General features: G+C 38.6%; 12 protein-coding genes. All 12 read left to right on the top strand.

Translation table 11 applies throughout. From position 1 onward, the window contains the following. The first annotated feature begins 282 nt into the window (after positions 1 to 282). The 12 genes from recG to smc all read left to right on the top strand — a co-directional run bounded on the left by recG (position 283) and on the right by smc (position 18835). Positions 283 to 2313 carry an ATP-dependent DNA helicase RecG gene (recG, locus tag FGL89_RS02590; RefSeq protein ID WP_135198074.1) on the top strand — a complete coding sequence of 677 codons (2031 nt, stop codon included), beginning with the start codon at positions 283 to 285 and terminating at the stop codon, positions 2311 to 2313. A 45-nt stretch (positions 2314 to 2358) separates the two neighbouring features. Further along, entirely contained in the window at positions 2359 to 4953 is a 2595-nt protein-coding gene (mutS, locus tag FGL89_RS02585) for a DNA mismatch repair protein MutS (RefSeq protein WP_014973956.1), read from the top strand. Between the two features lie 93 nt (positions 4954 to 5046). Further along, positions 5047 to 7032 (top strand): DNA mismatch repair endonuclease MutL, encoded by a 1986-nt coding sequence (gene mutL / locus FGL89_RS02580; RefSeq protein WP_014973957.1) that lies wholly within the window; start codon positions 5047 to 5049, stop codon positions 7030 to 7032. 66 nt (positions 7033 to 7098) lie between these two features. Beyond that, on the top strand, positions 7099 to 7614 hold the full coding sequence (locus tag FGL89_RS02575; protein ID WP_014973958.1) for a YehS family protein: 516 nt from the start codon (positions 7099 to 7101) through the stop codon (positions 7612 to 7614). Positions 7615 to 7667: 53 nt separating this feature from the next. Next, entirely contained in the window at positions 7668 to 8081 is a 414-nt protein-coding gene (gene ndk, locus FGL89_RS02570) for a nucleoside-diphosphate kinase (protein WP_014973959.1), read from the top strand. Positions 8082 to 8197: 116 nt separating this feature from the next. Beyond that, complete coding sequence (gene murB / locus FGL89_RS02565; protein ID WP_014973960.1) at positions 8198 to 9076, top strand: UDP-N-acetylmuramate dehydrogenase; 879 nt, start codon at positions 8198 to 8200, stop codon at positions 9074 to 9076. 5 nt (positions 9077 to 9081) lie between these two features. Further along, complete coding sequence (locus FGL89_RS02560) at positions 9082 to 11178, top strand: Na+/H+ antiporter (RefSeq protein WP_014973961.1); 2097 nt, start codon at positions 9082 to 9084, stop codon at positions 11176 to 11178. A gap of 45 nt (positions 11179 to 11223) precedes the next feature. Further along, positions 11224 to 12036, top strand: a complete 813-nt coding sequence (cdaA, locus tag FGL89_RS02555) for a diadenylate cyclase CdaA (RefSeq protein ID WP_014973962.1) — start codon at positions 11224 to 11226, stop codon at positions 12034 to 12036. After that, positions 12033 to 13106 carry a CdaR family protein gene (locus tag FGL89_RS02550; protein WP_014973963.1) on the top strand — a complete coding sequence of 358 codons (1074 nt, stop codon included), beginning with the start codon at positions 12033 to 12035 and terminating at the stop codon, positions 13104 to 13106. Before cdaA ends, FGL89_RS02550 begins: the two co-directional genes overlap by 4 nt. A 17-nt stretch (positions 13107 to 13123) precedes the next feature. Continuing rightward, complete coding sequence (gene glmM, locus FGL89_RS02545; RefSeq protein ID WP_014973964.1) at positions 13124 to 14488, top strand: phosphoglucosamine mutase; 1365 nt, start codon at positions 13124 to 13126, stop codon at positions 14486 to 14488. A gap of 87 nt (positions 14489 to 14575) precedes the next feature. After that, a complete protein-coding gene (rnc, locus tag FGL89_RS02540; RefSeq protein ID WP_014973965.1) occupies positions 14576 to 15277 on the top strand; it encodes a ribonuclease III in 702 nt (233 codons plus the stop codon). 3 nt (positions 15278 to 15280) lie between these two features. Continuing rightward, entirely contained in the window at positions 15281 to 18835 is a 3555-nt protein-coding gene (gene smc, locus FGL89_RS02535; protein ID WP_147000331.1) for a chromosome segregation protein SMC, read from the top strand. Position 18836 lies beyond the last annotated feature (1 nt).

Here is an 18836-nt window from a genome sequence, read left to right as displayed (position 1 = left end):
GTAGCAGATCTATACCATGGCTTAAGCGTTATTAGAGTACTAAGCAAAAAATAAAATTTGGCTTTGCCATTATACATAGCTATATACATTAGGCACTAATAAAAATCATAAAGAGCCCTTTATCTATAAATATCATACCAGACAAGCAAGTCTATTTAAAGACAAGTAAGTGCAAAAGTTGACCACTTTCAGAGAAAAAACTATTATTATCATAAAAAGTTTATGGCATCATAATAAGTTATAGCCAGTCGCTTTTTTTATCCAAAATGTTACAATTAAATCATGATTATACTCGCTGATAATGTTAATGTACTGCCTGGTGTTGGACCAAAAAGGTTAGAGGCTTTACATGAATTAGACATTTTTACAATTGAAGATTTGATTAGTTATTTTCCCTTTCGTTATGAAGATTTAGGAGAACGTCTACCTTCAGAAACACTAGATGGTGAGAAGGTGACTTTTAAAGGAATTGTGAGTACACCACCAGTAGTCTCACGCTTCGGCAAAAAAAATCAAACGCGTTTTGGATTACTAATTGATCATGAAAATGTGCGGGTTACTTTTTTTAATCAACCTTGGATTGCTCAAAATATTGACGTAGGACAAGAGGCTGCGATTTACGGCACTTATAATGCGGCTAAAGCAGCGTTGACTGGCATGAAAATGATCAATGCGAGTGCAGATGCGTTGGATCCAATTTATCCTGCATCAAAACAAGTGAGTGGCAAAACAATACGTCATCTGGTTGAATTAGCTTGGGCTGACGTACGTGGCACGGTTGACTCATTAGTTCCTGAAAATATACGGACTAAGTATCGCCTACTCGATCGTAATCAACAAATAGAAAACATGCATTTTCCTCCTGATATGCCAGCAGCAAAAGCAGCGCGGCGTAGTAGTGCTTTTGAGGAATTTTTTGTATTTCAAATGCGATTGCAACTTTTAAAGTTAGCTGATCAAAATTTTGCTGGTGAGGCTGTGAACTATGACAGTGAGGCATTGCGGGCGTTTGAAAACCAATTACCCTATACCTTGACATCGGCACAACATAAAGTGATCGATGAAATTTTACAAGATCAAAAACGGCCACGACATATGAACCGCTTATTACAAGGGGATGTTGGTTCAGGGAAAACAGTTGTCGCTGCAATGGCAATGTATGCGGCGGTGACAGGCGGATTACAAGCAGTGATGATGGCACCAACAGAAATATTGGCACAACAGCATGCCATAAATTTATCTCAACTGTTTGATAACGCTGGGTTATCACTACGCATTGAATTATTAACCAGTGGTTTGAAAGTGACGGCTCGTCGGCAATTATTAGCTGACTTAGTCAGTGGTGAAATTGATATTATCGTTGGCACACATGCTTTATTACAACCCGACGTTGCCTTTCATCATTTAGGTTTAGCAGTCATTGATGAGCAACATCGTTTCGGCGTTAATCAACGTGCTAAATTACGTGAAAACGGCGTAAATCCAGATATTTTGGCGATGACAGCAACGCCAATCCCACGTACCTTATCGATTACTGCTTATGGTGAAATGGATGTTTCAGTCATTGATCAACTACCAAGCGGTCGTAAAACAATTCAAACAACTCGTCTGAGCCATAATCAATTAGATCAAGCAATTAGTTTTGTTAAAACGCAGATTGACGATGGCGCGCAGGCATACATTGTGACACCGCTAATTGAAGAGTCCGAAACACTAGATGTTCAAAATGCAACTGCCATGTATGAGACAATGCAATTAGAATTTCCGCAATATAGTATAGGTTTATTGCATGGTCGACTATCGAACGAAGAAAAAAAGGTCTTAATGGCTGATTTCAAAGCCAATCGTATTCAAATTTTAGTTGCGACAACAGTCATTGAAGTCGGGGTTGATGTACCAAATGCTAGTATTATGCTGATTTTAGATGCGGATCGTTTTGGTTTAGCGCAGTTGCATCAATTACGTGGTCGTGTTGGTCGTGGCACACGACAATCTTATACGATGCTAATTGCTGACCCTAAGACAGATTATGGCACAGCACGCTTGGATGCAATGGTTGAGACAACAGATGGTTTTGTGTTAGCTCAACGTGATTTGGAATTAAGAGGTTCTGGGGATATTTTAGGGACAAAGCAATCTGGTGTACCGGAATTTGCAGTGGGTGATCCAATTAAAGATTTAACTATGATGGAAATTGCGCAACAAGAGGCAATTACGTTAGTCAGCCAAGATGACTGGGATCAACACCCTGATAATCAAGCATTAGTTGATTATTTATCTCGGACAATGGCGCGTTATCGGCATTTTGATTAAACACTGAAAATAAGTATGAAATAATGAGGAGATGTGTCATAAAATATGGCCAAAATAGTAGACACACCAATGATGGTGCAATATCATGAAATTAAGGCACAATACCCTGATGCATTTGTTTTTTATCGTTTAGGTGATTTTTATGAACTTTTTGAAGATGATGCGATATTAGGGGCTAAAATACTTGAATTAACACTGACAGCACGTAATAAAAATTCAGAAAACCCCGTGCCAATGGCGGGTATACCGCATCATGCTGCGCAAAATTATATTGATATTTTAGTAGATCAAGGTCATAAAGTTGCTATTGTTGAGCAAATGGAAGATCCTGCCGTTGCTAAGGGTATGGTGAAGCGAGATGTTGTTCAGCTGATTACGCCAGGCACAAAAATGCTTGGCGGTGCGGGTGCTGATAAAGAAAACAACTATCTAGCTGCTCTTAGACCAAACGGTAATGATTTGGCAATGGCTTATATTGATCTATCTACAGGCGAATTAAAAGCAACAACTATCGGTAACTTTAATGATGTGATTGATGAATTAAGTTCGTTGGAAGTTAAAGAAGTTGTGTTACGTAAAGATGACGAGCTTACCATAAAACATCAAGTTGCTAATCAACTTGGGGAACGTGGTCTAGTAATTTCTTGGCAGTCAGATGTGACAGCAAATGCAACAGTTAGTTTTTTGACACAACCCTTAACAAGCATTGCTGAAACTGAAACGACAGCAATGTTACTTAATTATATTTTTGATACGCAGCGCCGTAATTTGGATCACATTGTGCCTGCTACGAGTTATGAGCGACTAACTTATTTGAAATTTAACCAAGACACACGTTCTAATTTAGACTTAATTGAAAATACGCGTACGAAAAAACGTGCAGGTTCACTGCTAGGATTAATTGATGAGACGAAGACAGCTATGGGTGGTCGGCTACTGAAACAGTGGCTACTAAAACCATTACGTGAGCAACAGGAGATTGAAAAGCGACTTGACTTGGTACAGGCGTTTCAAAATGATTTTTTTACACGTGGTGCTTTGCAAGATGATTTGAAATCAGTATATGATTTGGAACGATTAGCAGCTCGTGCGGCTATGGGTACGATGAATGCACGAGAACTTGTGCAACTCAAAAAATCATTATTAGCTATTCCAAGCATTAAAACCACTTTATCAGCAACAGAAGGAGTACTTTACGATGCTGGTGACAAGCTTGATAGCATGGTTGATTTGGCAGGGTTGATAGATGAAGCTATTGTTGATGACCCACCGGTGAGTGTCCGTGAAGGTAATATTATTAACGACGGATTCGATGAAAAGATAGATACATATCGCAGAGTTTTGACTGACAATCAAAAATGGCTAGCCCAATTAGAAACTGATGAGCGTAAAGTTACCGGTATTAGTTCATTGAAAGTCGGGTATAATAAAAATTTTGGTTATTTTATTGAAGTGACTAAAGCTAACATTAATAAATTAGAACCAGATCGTTATGAGCGACGACAGACACTTACAAATGCAGAACGCTTTGTCACGCCAGAATTAAAAGCGCATGAACGTTTGATTATTGAGGCACAAGCTAAACGAACAGAAAGAGAATATGAATTATTTGTAACGATTCGTGAACGACTAAAGGCAAATATTAGTCGTATTCAAAAGCTGGCAAGGTTAGTTGCGCGCTTGGATGTTTTAGCTTCACTAGCTGATGTCGCTGACAATCGCCGTTTCGTACGTCCTACCTTTACTAGTCATAACATGATAGCCATATCTCAAGGAAGACATCCTGTGGTAGAAGCATTGCTCGGTTCAGGTGAGTTTGTGGCAAATGATGTGATGTTAGATGAAGACAATGCCATGCAACTGATTACTGGTCCTAATATGGCTGGAAAATCAACTTATATGCGTGAATTAGCCTTAATTGTTATCTTGGCACAAATGGGCAGTTTTGTACCAGCAGAACAAGCTGAATTACCTATTTTTGATCAAATATTTACGCGAATTGGTGCTAATGATGATATTGCTATGGGACAGTCAACTTTTATGGTTGAAATGGCAGAAGCTAACCTAGCTTTGCGAGAAGCAACAGCACATTCGCTTATTTTATTTGACGAATTAGGGCGTGGTACGGCAACTTATGACGGTATGGCACTGGCGCAAGCAATTATCGAATTTTTAGATGCGCATATTCATGCCAAAACACTGTTTTCAACACATTATCATGAATTAACTGCATTAGCTGACCGGCATGATAGCATTACCAACGTTCATGTTGGTGCAGTAGAAGATGATAACGGGGAATTGCATTTTCTACATCAAATTCAAGAAGGACCAGCTGATAAATCTTATGGTATTCATGTTGCGGCACTGGCTGGCTTGCCACGCGAACTCATTAACAATGCTACGACCATTCTTTCTCATTTAGAAAGTGATGATGTCGTTACTGATCACCAGCTTGTCCAACAATCAGTGACGTCAGAAAAACATGACGAATCACAACAAGTTGAATTGTTCAATGTTGATGCTGTTGATTCAGAGACAGAAAAAGTATTAGAACACTTAGATAAATTAGATATTTTAAACATGACACCTGTAGATGCCATGAATGCACTAAATGACTTAAAAAAGTTAAGAAAAAAATAGAAGGAGACGCGTTTGTGGGTGTGATAATTAATTAGCCTTTAAATATTAAATTTGTTAGTTTAAGGCAATGACTCCACTGGCGTTCAAAAAACAATGAGCAAAATTCATGAGCTATCAAATTTATTGGCTAACCAAATTGCGGCTGGTGAAGTTATTGAACGACCAGCCAGCGTTGTTAAAGAATTAGTTGAAAATGCGATTGATTCAGGCGCAACACAAATTGACGTCGTCGTTGAGAATGCCGGCGAGGCGCTTATTCGTGTTGTTGATAATGGTACAGGTATTGATCCTGAAGATGTCCCGCTAGCTTTTACACGCCACGCAACAAGCAAAATAACAGATCGTCATGATTTGTTTAATGTTCTGTCTTTAGGTTTTCGTGGTGAAGCATTACCATCGATTGCAGCAATTGCCGACGTTACTTTAAATACGACAACTATTGAGGCACCAGCCGGTGTCATGTATCACATTAAAGGTGGCAATCAAGTCAGTTCAGTGCCAGCTAATGGGCATCGTGGAACTGTGATTTCGGTACGCGATTTATTTTATAATACACCGGCACGATTGAAATATTTAAAGCGACCACAAACAGAGTTATCACATATTGCTGACATTATGAATCGGTTGGCACTGTCATATACAAACATTGCTTTCACTGTCATTGCTGATGGGCGTGAATTACTAAAAACAGCAGGAAACGGTAACCAGCAACAAGTTATTGCGGCTATTTATGGTCGTGAAAGTGCGCAAAAAATGCTAGCAATTGCTGGTGAAGACGACGATTTTAATATTACTGGCTATATATCTTTACCAGAGCTAACACGTGGTTCACGAGAATATTTGACCATTTTAATTAATGGCCGTTTTATTAAAAACTTTACTATCTCTAATGCTGTGATACGTGGTTACGGTTCAAAATTAATGGTTGGTCGGTTCCCAATGGGCGTGATTAACATTAATACCGATCCTCTTTTGGTCGATGTGAATGTACATCCCCAAAAATCAGAAGTTCGCCTATCTAAGGAAGTTGAGTTATCTGAATTAATTATCGGTAGTATCAAGTCGCGTTTAGCGGAAGAAAATTTAATACCTGATGCTTATGAAAATTTGTATGGCCCATCAAGAGCAATACAATCGACCACGTCAAAACCCACCCAGCAGGCGCCTTGGTTAGAAAAAAGTGAGTCCAAAGAACAAACAGTGATGCCACAAAACACTATTAATTCGGGTCAAGAGATTGAACCTATTAGTATCAGTGATCGACATGATTTATTAAATGATCAAGTTAATGATTTCGCTAATCGGTATGCTCATGAGTCTGCATTATCAGTTTTTGGGCAACAATCAACAGTGCCTCAACCTCAAGTATCTGAGGATCTTGTAACATACCAAGCGCCACGGACGAAAAATCAATCACAACAAGAGGCACTTGATATCGCACCAAACACAGCTAGTGGTTTTCCAGCATTGGACTATATTGGTCAAATGCATGGGACATTTTTGTTTGCACAAAGTGAAACAGGCTTATACTTAATCGATCAGCATGCTGCACAAGAGCGAATTAAATATGAGTACTATAGGCGTGTTATAGGCGAAGTAGGAACTGACAAACAACGGTTGTTGGTTCCAATCACGTTGACCTACTCGGCAGCTGATATGTTAAAAATTGCTGATCATGAACAAGAATTACAAGCTGTTGGGTTAGAACTAGAGCCTTTTGGACCAACGAGTGTGATCATACGTGAACACCCAACATGGTTTAAAGCTGGTCAAGAAAAGGAAACAGTATTAGAAATGGTTGATTGGCTTCTAAGGGCTGGACATCTCACGGTAGCTGAATTTCGTGAACGCACAGCCATCATGATGAGTTGTAAAAGGTCAGTTCGAGCCAATATGCATTTGTCTGAAGAACAAGCACGAACTTTATTACAATCACTTGCTATGACTGAAAATCCTTATAATTGCCCTCATGGACGCCCAGTATTAACACAGTTTACACTAACAGAAATGGAAAAAATGTTTAAACGTATTCAAGACTCTCATGAAAATTGGGAAGAATATGATAATCATCCGTACTAAAATATCTGATCAATTTAAGAATCCATCACAGCGCATGATTGCGCCGTACATAACTAGGAGAAAAACATGAACAACAATGATATTATTATTCGTCTGCGCTACGCGCTTGATATCCAAAATACTGACATGATCAAAATATTTCATTTGGGTGGTATTGAGATTGATGAGGCACAGCTCCATGAGTTATTAACTAAGCAAGAGGAAGGCGATAAGCGTGATAAAAAGATAACGACTCATGATTTAGAAGCGTTCATGAATGGGTTGATTATTTCACAGCGTGGGGAAAAAATTGGGCCAGATTTAAAACCAATTCAACCAACTTTTGATATTAATAAAGAAGATGATATTAATAATGTCATCATGAAAAAGTTGAAAATTGCAATGTCTTATACAAGTGATGATTATATGAGCTTTTTGGAATCAGCTGGTATCAGTATATCTAAGAATGAATTAAGTGCTGTTTTGCGTCGACCAGATCATCGTAATTATAAGCCAGCCGGTGATCGCTACTTGCGTAATATTTTAAAGGGGATGGTTATTGAATACCGTCCAAATGATGTCAAAAAGACAGCTAAAAAATAGACCTTGTAAACGGTTTCATGTATAATGAAGTTAGTTTAGATCAAGGAGAAACCATGATAGAACGAACATTTATGATGATTAAACCGGATGGGGTACAACGTGGTAAAGTTGGTGAAATCATTCGTCGTATTGAGAATAAAGGGTATCGCATTGTTGATATTAAAATGGTACGGCCTACAGAAATATTACTTGATGCGCATTATGCAGAACATGTTGGTAAATCTTTTTATCCGAGTTTGGTAGCGTATATGACGTCAGGACCAGTGATTGCTATGATTGGTGAAGGAACTAATATCGTGGCTGGTTGGCGGATGTTAATGGGAGCTACTAACCCAACTGATGCTGCACCGGGTACTATTCGTGGTGATTTAGGACGTGAGTGGCAGAGTGATGCCATCATGAATCTTGTCCATGGTTCTGATAGTGTGACTACCGCTAAACGGGAAATAGAACTTTGGTTTTCATAATCATTATTAACGCGCTTAATGTCAGTAATTTATACTGATATTAAGCTTTTTTGTTGCAATTAGGCGGTATAGGTAAAAGTTTGGTAAAATAAAAGATATAGACACGGAGTTGAAAAATGCAATTAGACAATATAACAATATTTGAAAAGCAATCGTTAGCCCCCTATGCTTATACGCAAGCTGGTGGTGTAGTAGATTATTTAGCGATTCCTCAATCTTTAACTGAATTGAAAAAGTTATTACACTGGGCAAAAGATGAACAATTAGCCGTGCATGTTTTTGGCAGACTTTCCAACCTCGTTGTGCGTGATGGCGGTGTCCGGGGCTTATCAATTTTACTTCATGAATTACACAGTATTACAACTGAAGGGCATAATATTGTAGCTGAAACGGGGGCTGATTTGATTTTAGTGGCTGAAGTCGCTATGGAGCATAGCCTTACTGGTTTAGAGTGGGGTGCGGGGATACCTGGCTCGGTTGGCGGTGCAGTTTTTATGAATGCTGGCGCCTATGGTGGACAAACAGATATGGTAGTGACTTCAGTGACAGCGGTTATGCCAGATGGTCAGTTACAGACTTTTCCACGTGATATGTTGGCATTTGGTTACCGACAATCTGTATTTCAAACGAATGGTGGCATTATTGTCAGTGCGACATTTGATTTACATCCAGATGATAAACAAGCGATTCAACAGCGTATGGATGTTAATAATTTTAAACGTGCTGATAAGCAACCTTTGAATTATCCCTCTAATGGTTCTGTTTTCAAACGACCAGAGGGTTACTTTGCTGGTAAATTAATTATGGATTCTCATTTGCAAGGTGTTCGTGTTGGTGGTGTTGAAGTTTCTAAGAAACATGCTGGATTTATGGTGAATGTTGCCAATGGTACAGGAAATGATTATGAAGATCTTATTCATTATGTTCAAAAAACAGTTCAAGATAAATTTGGTGTCTTACTTGAAACTGAAGTTCGCATCATAGGAGAACGATAATAACAATGGCAATACTCGAATTAATTTTTATTTTAATTGTATCAGTTACAATTTCTAATGTTGTTTCACATTTTGCGACAGATATTCCTGCTAGCTTGTTTCAAATTGTCATTGGTCTATTCTTGTCCTTAGCATTTGGTGTATACATTGAGGTTGACTCGCATTGGTTTATGTTACTTTTTGTAGCGCCATTACTATATAATGATGCTTGGCGTTTTCCCAAACGAGAACTTTGGGAGTTACGTGGACCAATCCTGGGCAATGCGATTGTATTAGTGCTATTGACAACATTAGTCGGTGGTTTCTTGATGCACTTGTTAATCCCACAATTGCCAAGATCTGTGGCATTAGCATTGGCTGCAGTCGTATCACCAACAGATCCAGTAGCTGTGCAAGCCATTGCTAAACGCGTCAAGCTACCTGAAAATGTGATGCATATTGTTGCTGGGGAAAGTTTGATTAATGATGCCAGTGGGCTAGTCAGTTTTAATACCGCAATTAAAGCAACGGTAGCTGGGACTTTTTTACTTAGTCAAGCTATTGGTAATTTCTTTTGGATGACTTTAATTGGATTGAGTGTTGGGTTAGTTATCGGGGGAATCTCAGTCTGGCTACGTGATGTTTTTCATCGTGTTGGGCTAAATGATGCGGTTTTCCACACTGTCATAACGTTATTGACACCATTTTTAATTTATTGGACAGCTGAAGAATTTTTTCACGCGTCTGGTGTAATTGCCGTTGTTGCTGGTGGTGTTTTAACTAAAGTTCTAAGTGACCAGCGATTTGATGCACGTAATCCCGAAATTTCGGTAACTGGCGTCAGAACTTGGGAAATCTTTGCTTATCTGCTTAATGGTTCTGTTTTTGTTTTGTTAGGCATTGAATTACCACCTGCTATGGAAGGTGTTGTTCAAAATTCACAAATTCACACGGGGCAAGCGATTTTTTATGGTATTGTCACGTGGTTCATTGTGTTTGTTATTCGAACATTATGGGCATATTCGAATCAAGTTTTGATGTACTTTAAAGACAGATCACATCATCCATTATTTAAAACAGCGGTGACATCTGGTTTAACGGGTGTTCGTGGTGCGGTAACAATGGCGGCAGTATTGACTGTTCCGAGTGTCATTGATGATGGGACAGCCTTTCCGCAACGAAGCTTACTAGTTTTTGTTGCAGCAGTTGTTGTAATTATTAGTCTGTTGGTGGCTACGATTATGTTGCCAATTGTGACTAATGAGCGTTCAGCACATGATTTTACACAACCATCTATATCAGATGCTGAAGAAGAAACGACAAAGCATGCCTCACATGTTGATATGACTGAAGCTCAAGCACGTATTTTTTCTATTCAAGTTAGTATACAGATTTTGCGTGAAAATCAGCGGGATAATAACCGTGTGATTATCTATGAATTAATTACACGTAAACAAGCGACTATCGCACAAATTCGCCGACAGTCTAAAGATGATAGGTTAATGTTTACGCCGGTTGACGACGCAGAATTGCGTCGCATAGCTTTAGAGGCACAGCGTGATCGGTTACAACAATTGCTTGTGGCAGAGGAAATTTCACCCCTTGCCTTTTCAACACAAACACGTCGATTGGAAGTATTAGATCGTGCTATAGAGTCCAATACACATTTCCATGTGTCTCCAAAATGGGCTAGAATATTGATGCAGCGTGTGATACGTGCGATTCGTATTTGGTTTTCAGATGAAACCAGTGAAGCATTTAAGGAAGAAACTTCCTTAGCCATTAAAGAAACAGCTAAGGCTGCGATTAATGCTTTGTCAGAACATATGGTAAAGCATAGTGGTGATACTGTATCTCAACGTTTAGACAGACAAAACGCGTATAATTTAATTGTGACCTATCGTTACCGCATCGAAAATGAGAAACGTCCAGATACAGCTCTGCAACGTGAAATAGATGAGCGAATGCGTATGGAACTTGAAATTAAGGCACTTAATGCACAGCGAGAAACAATTCAAAATTTGTATGAACAAGGAAGAATTAAGCGACAAGCTGGTATTAACATTAGGCAGTTTATCAACTATGCGGAAACAGCAGCATTAGCAGGAAAAGACGAAGAGTAACAAGACAGTGTTACTACCGTTTGTGAAAATACCAAAGGAATAATTATGCTATCGTACTTTACAATGAATAATTTAATGCATGTGGTAGATATTGCTATTATCTGGTTTTTGCTTTATAAAATCATCCAATTTGTCGAGGGAACTCGAGCGTTACAAATATTATTTGGCGTCGGGGCGGTTATTTTAGTTAAAGTAGTGAGCTGGTATTTAGGATTAACTACTTTGTCATGGGTCATGGATCAGCTGATTACATGGGCGCCAATTGCGCTAGTTGTCATTTTCCAACAAGAAATTCGCCGTGGTCTAGAATCATTGGGTCGCCGACTTATTGTGAGACGAACGAGAATTGATAATGCCGCCGAACACCAACTGATTAAAAGTTTGGATAGTTCACTTCAGTATATGTCAAAACGTCGTATCGGTGCTTTGATTACAATTCAACGTGACACAAATTTAGATGAATACATTAAAACAGGAATTAAGCTAGATGCTTATATCACTGGTCAATTATTAATCAATACTTTTATTCCAAATACCCCATTACATGATGGTGCGGTGATTATTCGTAAAGACCGTATTGCAGTAGCCGCAGCTTATCTCCCACTATCTGAAAGTACACGTATTCCGAAAGAGTTAGGGACTAGGCACCGTGCTGCAGTGGGAATTTCGGAATCAAGTGATGCGATTACCGTTGTTGTATCCGAAGAGACTGGTGAAATTTCTATTACACAGAGCGGTGATCTTCTACGCCAGATGGATCAGGAAAGCTATCTTAATTTCTTTGAACGTCAATTTTTACCAGATAAAGCAGAAACACCAAAAAATCGGTGGTGGCATAGAAGGAGGGTAGAAAAATGAAGCAATTTGGTCAATCTAAAATTGTAAACTTAGTGATCTCATTAATTATTGCAATTCTACTCTCAACCTATGTTTTAAGTACAAAATCAACAGTTTCGACAACAAATGGATCGAATAATTTTTCAACACTAGTACCTGAAAAAAAGGCGACGTTAAATGTAGGGCTTAATTTGCAATTTGATAAAGATAAGTATGTTGTGATTAACGCACCTGAAACAGTTAAGGTAGGCATTGAAGGTTCTGTGGCATTGGTGTCGGCAGCACAAAGTCGCAATGACATTCAGGCTAGTGCAGATTTACGTGGTTTAACTCCAGGTAAACACACTGTTGATGTAGCTTTACGTGGTGTTAATGCTTCATTGACTTCAACGATTAACCCACAAAAAATAACCGTCACAATTGCTGAAAAAACATCACGAACATTCCCTATTAAAGTGAACTATGCTAGCAGCAAAATTGCTAGTGGTTATACAGCTAGTGAACCAACAGCTGATCCAAAAGCAATTACAGTTACCGGACCTAAAGCAAATATTGATGCAGTCACTTCAATAGTAGCTCAACTTGATTTACAGAGTGGGACGAAAGAAACATTGACACAAGCAGTCAAACTCGTGGCAGTGGACAAAAATGGTGAGGCAGTTGAAGTGAAACTAAATCACGATTCAGCTAACGTAACGCTAAACATAGCACCCGAAGATTCGAAAAAAGTGACATTAACGGCCAATGTTGTTAATGGTGATAGTGATGATTATCGTATTTCATTTGACCCTAAAACTGTGACGGCCTATGGTTCATCTGATATACTTAATGCTATGGACAGTATTAAGGTGCCAGTAGATGTTGCAAATATTAATGACAAAGAAACAATTAAAGTAGCACTACCAAATATTGATGGTATCGTACATTACAATACTGCTAACGTATCGGCAACAGTTACGCCAAGAAATGATAATAATACGTCAAGTACTAGCTCTTCTAGTACATCATCGTCGTCAACAAGTTCAGCAGATACTAGTGAAAACGATCAGGATCAAACATCTAGTAGTGAAGAATCATCTAGTAGTAATTAAAAAGACAGGATAAGATAATGTCAGACATTAAATTAAAATATTTTGGAACAGATGGTGTACGTGGAATTGCAAACCAGACGTTGACACCGGAATTAGCCTTTCGTTTAGGTCGTACCGGTGGCACGATTTTAACACGGCACATGACTAATGATAAAAATCCAGTTGTGATTGTTGGACGAGATACTAGAATATCAGGTGACATGTTGCAGCAAGCTATTGTTGCTGGCTTTTTATCAGTTGGTATTGATGTTTTACGTTTAGGTGTCATTTCAACACCTGCTGTTGCTTTTTTGGTACAAGATCTTGAAGCAGATGCTGGGGTGCAAATCACAGCTTCACATAATCCGGCAGCAGATAACGGGATTAAGTTTTTTGGTAATGATGGCTTTAAATTGTCAGATGAACTCGAATATGAAATTGAGCAGCTACTTGATGCAGATGAAGATACGTTGTCACGACCTAGCGCAGAAGGATTGGGTGTTGCCAACAATTACACAGAAGGAACGTTAAAGTATCTAGAATTTTTGCAAAGAACAATCCCAAATGATTTGGGTGGTATGCGAGTCGCACTTGATGGTGCCAATGGTGCCACGAGTGCTTTATTACCACGGTTGTTTGCTGATTTGAATACTGATTTTGTAACAATGGGAACAGAACCTAATGGTTTAAACATTAATAATGGTGTTGGTTCAACGCATCCTGAAGCATTAGCTGAGTTGGTGAAAACAAGTGACGTACAAGTTGGATTAGCATTTGATGGTGACGGTGACCGCCTGATTGCTGTTGATGAAAATGGTAGCATTGTTGATGGCGATAAAATTATGTTCATTATCGGTAAGTTTATGAATGAGCAAGGTCGTTTGAAACATAATACGATCGTTTCTACGGTGATGAGTAATATTGGCTTTTATAAGGCAGTGGCAGCGCATGGTATGACAAGCGTGCAAACAGCAGTTGGTGATCGCTATGTGATGGAAGAGATGATCAAGTCTGATTATAATCTTGGTGGTGAACAATCTGGTCATATTATCTTCCGAGATTGGGCAACGACAGGGGATGGCTTGCTAACAGCCTTACAACTGCTGTATGTTATGAAAGAAACTGGTACAAAATTGTCTGAATTGGCAAGCGATGTAGAAGTTTATCCGCAAAAGCTCAGTAACATACCAGTAGCAGATAAAGTTGCAATTCAGCGTGACCCAGATGTGATTGCTAAAATTGCAGAAGTTGAGTCGGAAATGGCAGGAGATGGACGTGTGTTGGTCCGTGCCTCAGGTACCGAGTCACTACTACGTGTTATGGCTGAAGCACCAACAGAAGAACTTGTCAATCAATATGTTAATGATATTGTTGATGTTGTTCGTGACAAAGCCGGCTTATAAATTAAGTAAGGTACCAAGTTAATTATAAACATGGTACTTTTTTTGATATAATAAACTATATAACTATGCTTAAAAAAGGAAAAAACCGTGTCACAAGACAGTTTTAAAGAATACTTACTATCAGAATTTAATATCAAATTTAACGATGAGACGCTCCTAATAGAAGCGCTAACTCAGCGTAATTATTTGAATGAACATAAAGATGAGCCCGGTCGTGATTACCAAAGGTTAGAATTTTTAGGTGACTCGGTCATGCAAGTGTCGGTAGCGGAATATCTATTTAAACGGTATCCTAACTGGCATGAGGGTCAACTAACAGAAATGCGAATTGCTATGGTGCAAACACGTTCTTTCGCACACTTTGCCAGGCAAGTTCGTCTAAATGAAGCGATTCGTTTAGGTAAAGGCGAAGAAATGTCTGGTGCGCGTGATCGTGATTCACTGTTAGAAGACATCTGGGAAGCGTTTATTGGTGCTTTGTATTTAGACCAAGATGCGGATGTGGTACGCAGATTTTTAGATAAAACTTTATTTGCGGCTATTGACACTGATTTTTTTGATCGCTTCATTGACTTTAAAAGTCGCTTACAAGAGAAATTGCAAGAAAATGGCTCAGTAGACATTGATTATCACACAGAAAATGAACAACAATTATCGGATAATACACAGTTATTTGAATCTAGTATATCCGTTGATGATCGTGAGTTGGCGCGTGGTGTGGGAAAGTCAATCAAAGATTCAGAAAAGGCTGCGGCGCGCGCAGCACTAAAAATATTGGAAGAAAAATAACCTATGAAACTTAAATCACTTGAAATCAGTGGCTTTAAGTCTTTTGCTGATAAAACAGTTATTGAATTTATGCCTGGTATGACAGGTATTGTGGGACCAAATGGTTCTGGTAAATCAAATATTATTGAGGCCGTTCAGTGGGTTATGGGTGAACAGAGCGCCAAGGACCTGCGTGGTACGCGCATGTCTGACATTATTTTTGGTGGTACACGGAAACGCGGAGCATTGAACCGTGCTGAAGTGGCCATGACCTTTGACAATTCGGATCATTATGTTAAATCAGAGTTTAATGAGGTCAGAATTTCACGAAAATTGTATCGTTCAGGTGAAAGTAGCTATCAAATTAATGGTGTCGATAGTCGTTTACGCGATATTCATGAATTGTTTATGGATACTGGTTTAGGACGCGAAAGTTTCTCGATTATTTCCCAAGGACGTGTAGAAAGTATTTTCAATGCTAAGCCGGAAAATCGTCGTGGCATTATTGAAGAAGTCGCTGGTGTTTATAAATACAAACAAAACAAAGAAAAAGCGCAAAAAGAATTATCACAAACAAGTGATAATTTAGCGCGTGTGGCAGATATTATTCATGAAATATCAGGTCGTTTGGAGCCATTGGCAGAGCAATCTGCACAAGCAACCGATTATTTATCTCAAAAAGAGCGTTTTGATATTTTAGATAAATTACGTTTAGCTTTGACAAAGCAATATTTGGAAGATCAAGTTCAGCAAGTACTACGTGAAGTAGAAAAACAAGATCACATTGTTAACCAAAGTAAATCAGCTTTAGATATTTTGAATCAATCACTCTCAGAAAAAAGGCAAGAACGTACCAGTACCCAACTAGCGCGTGATAAATTACAGCAAGATATTTTACATATGACCCAAGATAAGGAACGTTTAATTGGGGCAGAAAATCTTAGCAGCCAACAAATTGAGATATTGCAACGTGATATTGTGCATAATAAAGCACAATTAGACGACTTTTCCACACGACTAGGAACAATTGCTGCACAGCGTCAAACGCTGAAATCAAAGCAAGAAGATCTCGTATCGGAAAAACAAGTTTTACAGCAGCAAATTGATAATTTTGATGAGAAAAAGTACTTACAATCTCAAAGTACCTTACAATCACAAATCGTCCAAAATCGTCATGCCTATATTCAAACTATGCAAGACATTGCTGCTTTACATAATGCTTTACAAACTAATGACAAATTAAAACAGCAATTAGAACAGCGTATTCAAACCACGCAAAAACGGTTGATAAGTGAACAAGACAAGCTGCAAGATTTGAAAGAGCAACTAGAAATTTATCAACCAAAAAAACTAAAAACGTTTGATACTGATCATTTAGAAAAACAAGTACGACAGTTACAACAGCAATTAGAACAAGCGAGTGCCACGTACAAAACAGATGAAAAAAGATGGTATGAAGCATTAAACCAACTTAATAAGACACAAAGTCAACGTGATGCACGTAATACATTAGACGAATATGTGGGATTTTATCAGGGTGTACGCGTATTGATGAAACCAGATATTCGTCAGAATTATGCAGGTATCAAAGGTGTGATTGCCGAATTGATGACAGTACCAGCACAGTACACACTTGCTATTGAAACAGTACTAGGTGGTGCATTGCAGCAAGTAGTTGTTGATAACACGCATACAGCTAAACAAGTTATTCATTATTTAACGCAAAATCGTGCGGGTCGTGTCACAATTTTACCCATGGACACAATTAAAGGACGTCATTTGAACCTTATTGATGCTGTTAAAAAGCATGAAGGTTTTGTGGGAGTGGCTTCAGAACTTGTGACTATGCCGACAGAAATGACTGCGATTAAAGCTAATTTGCTTGGTGGGACAATCCTTGCAAAAGACTTATCTGCAGCGACTGAAATTGCAAAACTAGGACAATATCATTTCCGAGTTGTTAGTCTAGACGGTCAGCTTGTTAATGTGGGTGGTTCAATGACAGGTGGTGCAAATCAGAGACGTGGTGCAACTATTTTAGGTCGTCAATCAGAATTATTATCACTAAATGACCGTGTAGATGTTTTAACGCAACAAGCGCAAGTGTTAGAATCAAGCTTAAAATCCCAACGTGTTGATAATGAAAAGACTAGAAATACTTTGCAAGATGCTAGAAACAATCTAGCATCTGTACAAAACGAAACTGAACAAGTTGATTACACGTTGTCACGTCAACAAGATGAAATTAAACAGCAACAACATGTAATTCAAGCATTAGAATATGAATTAAAAGATCTCGAAAGCCAACAAACTGATAATAATCAGCAATTAGTTGCGCAACAACAACAACTGGATAAATCCCAGAGCGTAAAAGCGCAACAAGAAGTAGAAGCAAAGGAATTGCAACAAGCATTATCGCAAGCTTCAACGCAATCACAGTCAAATCAAGAACAACGAGCTACAGTGCAGACACAGTTTGCTACGGTTCAAGCACAGGTTGATAGTTTAGTTAGTCAATTGCAACTATTAGATTCGCAACGTGATGATTTACTGCAACAACAGAAAACAGTATTCGAAGCATTGAAAACATTGCAACAGCAATTTGAAACGGTAAAGCATAAGACCGATAATGACATTAAAGTTGCTACGCTCAGTCAACAGCTTACAGATGCGCAAGTAGATTTTGAGCAACAAACACATGATATTGAAGTGTTAACATCAGCAGTGACAGCTTTGGAATCGCAGTTTGTGTCACAACAAGAAAAATTGCGTCATAATATTAGTTTACAAAGTCAAACGGCAGCTCAACTTGCACGATTACAAACGCAGTTGGATAATATTCAAAAACAATTATTGACGCAATATGATATTGTAGACGTAACAGATGTTCTAGATGCTAATGACAGCAGAGACTTGACTGAAATAGAATCTCAATTGCAATTATTGAAACGCAGTTTGGATGAAATTGGTTCAGTTAATTTGGGCGCAATTGCTGAATATGAAGAAGTGCAGACACGTTTTGAGTTCTTGACACAACAGCGTGATGATTTGGATACAGCACGACAGACATTATTGCAAACAATAAATGAAATGGATCAAGAAGTACAAATACGTTTTAAAAAAACATTTGATGCGGTGGCAGAACATTTTTCAAATATTTATTCACAAATGTTTGGTGGTGGCCGCGCAGAGATTCGTTTAACAGATCCAGAACACTTATTAACAACTGGGATTGATATTACTGCTCAGCCTCCTGGGAAAAAGTTTCAGCAAATGAGTTTACTCTCAGGTGGGGAAAAAGCTTTAACTGCTATTACTTTGTTGTTTGCTATTTTGCACGTACGACCGGTACCGTTTGTGATTTTAGATGAAGCAGAAGCAGCGTTAGATGAAGCAAATGTTGCACGTTTTGCGCGATATTTACATGATTTTGCTGGTGATACGCAATTTATTGTGATTACTCATCGTAAGGGCACAATGATGAATGCTAATTTATTATATGGTGTGACAATGCAAGAAGCGGGCGTATCAAAGATGGTTGCCGTTGACTTGGATAAAGCCACAGGAAGTGTAGGTTAAA

Source organism: Leuconostoc carnosum (assembly GCF_007954525.1).
GTDB classification, from domain to species: domain Bacteria; phylum Bacillota; class Bacilli; order Lactobacillales; family Lactobacillaceae; genus Leuconostoc; species Leuconostoc carnosum.
Note: the sequence above shows the minus strand (reverse complement) of the source record. Positions and strands in the feature narration are given on the sequence as shown.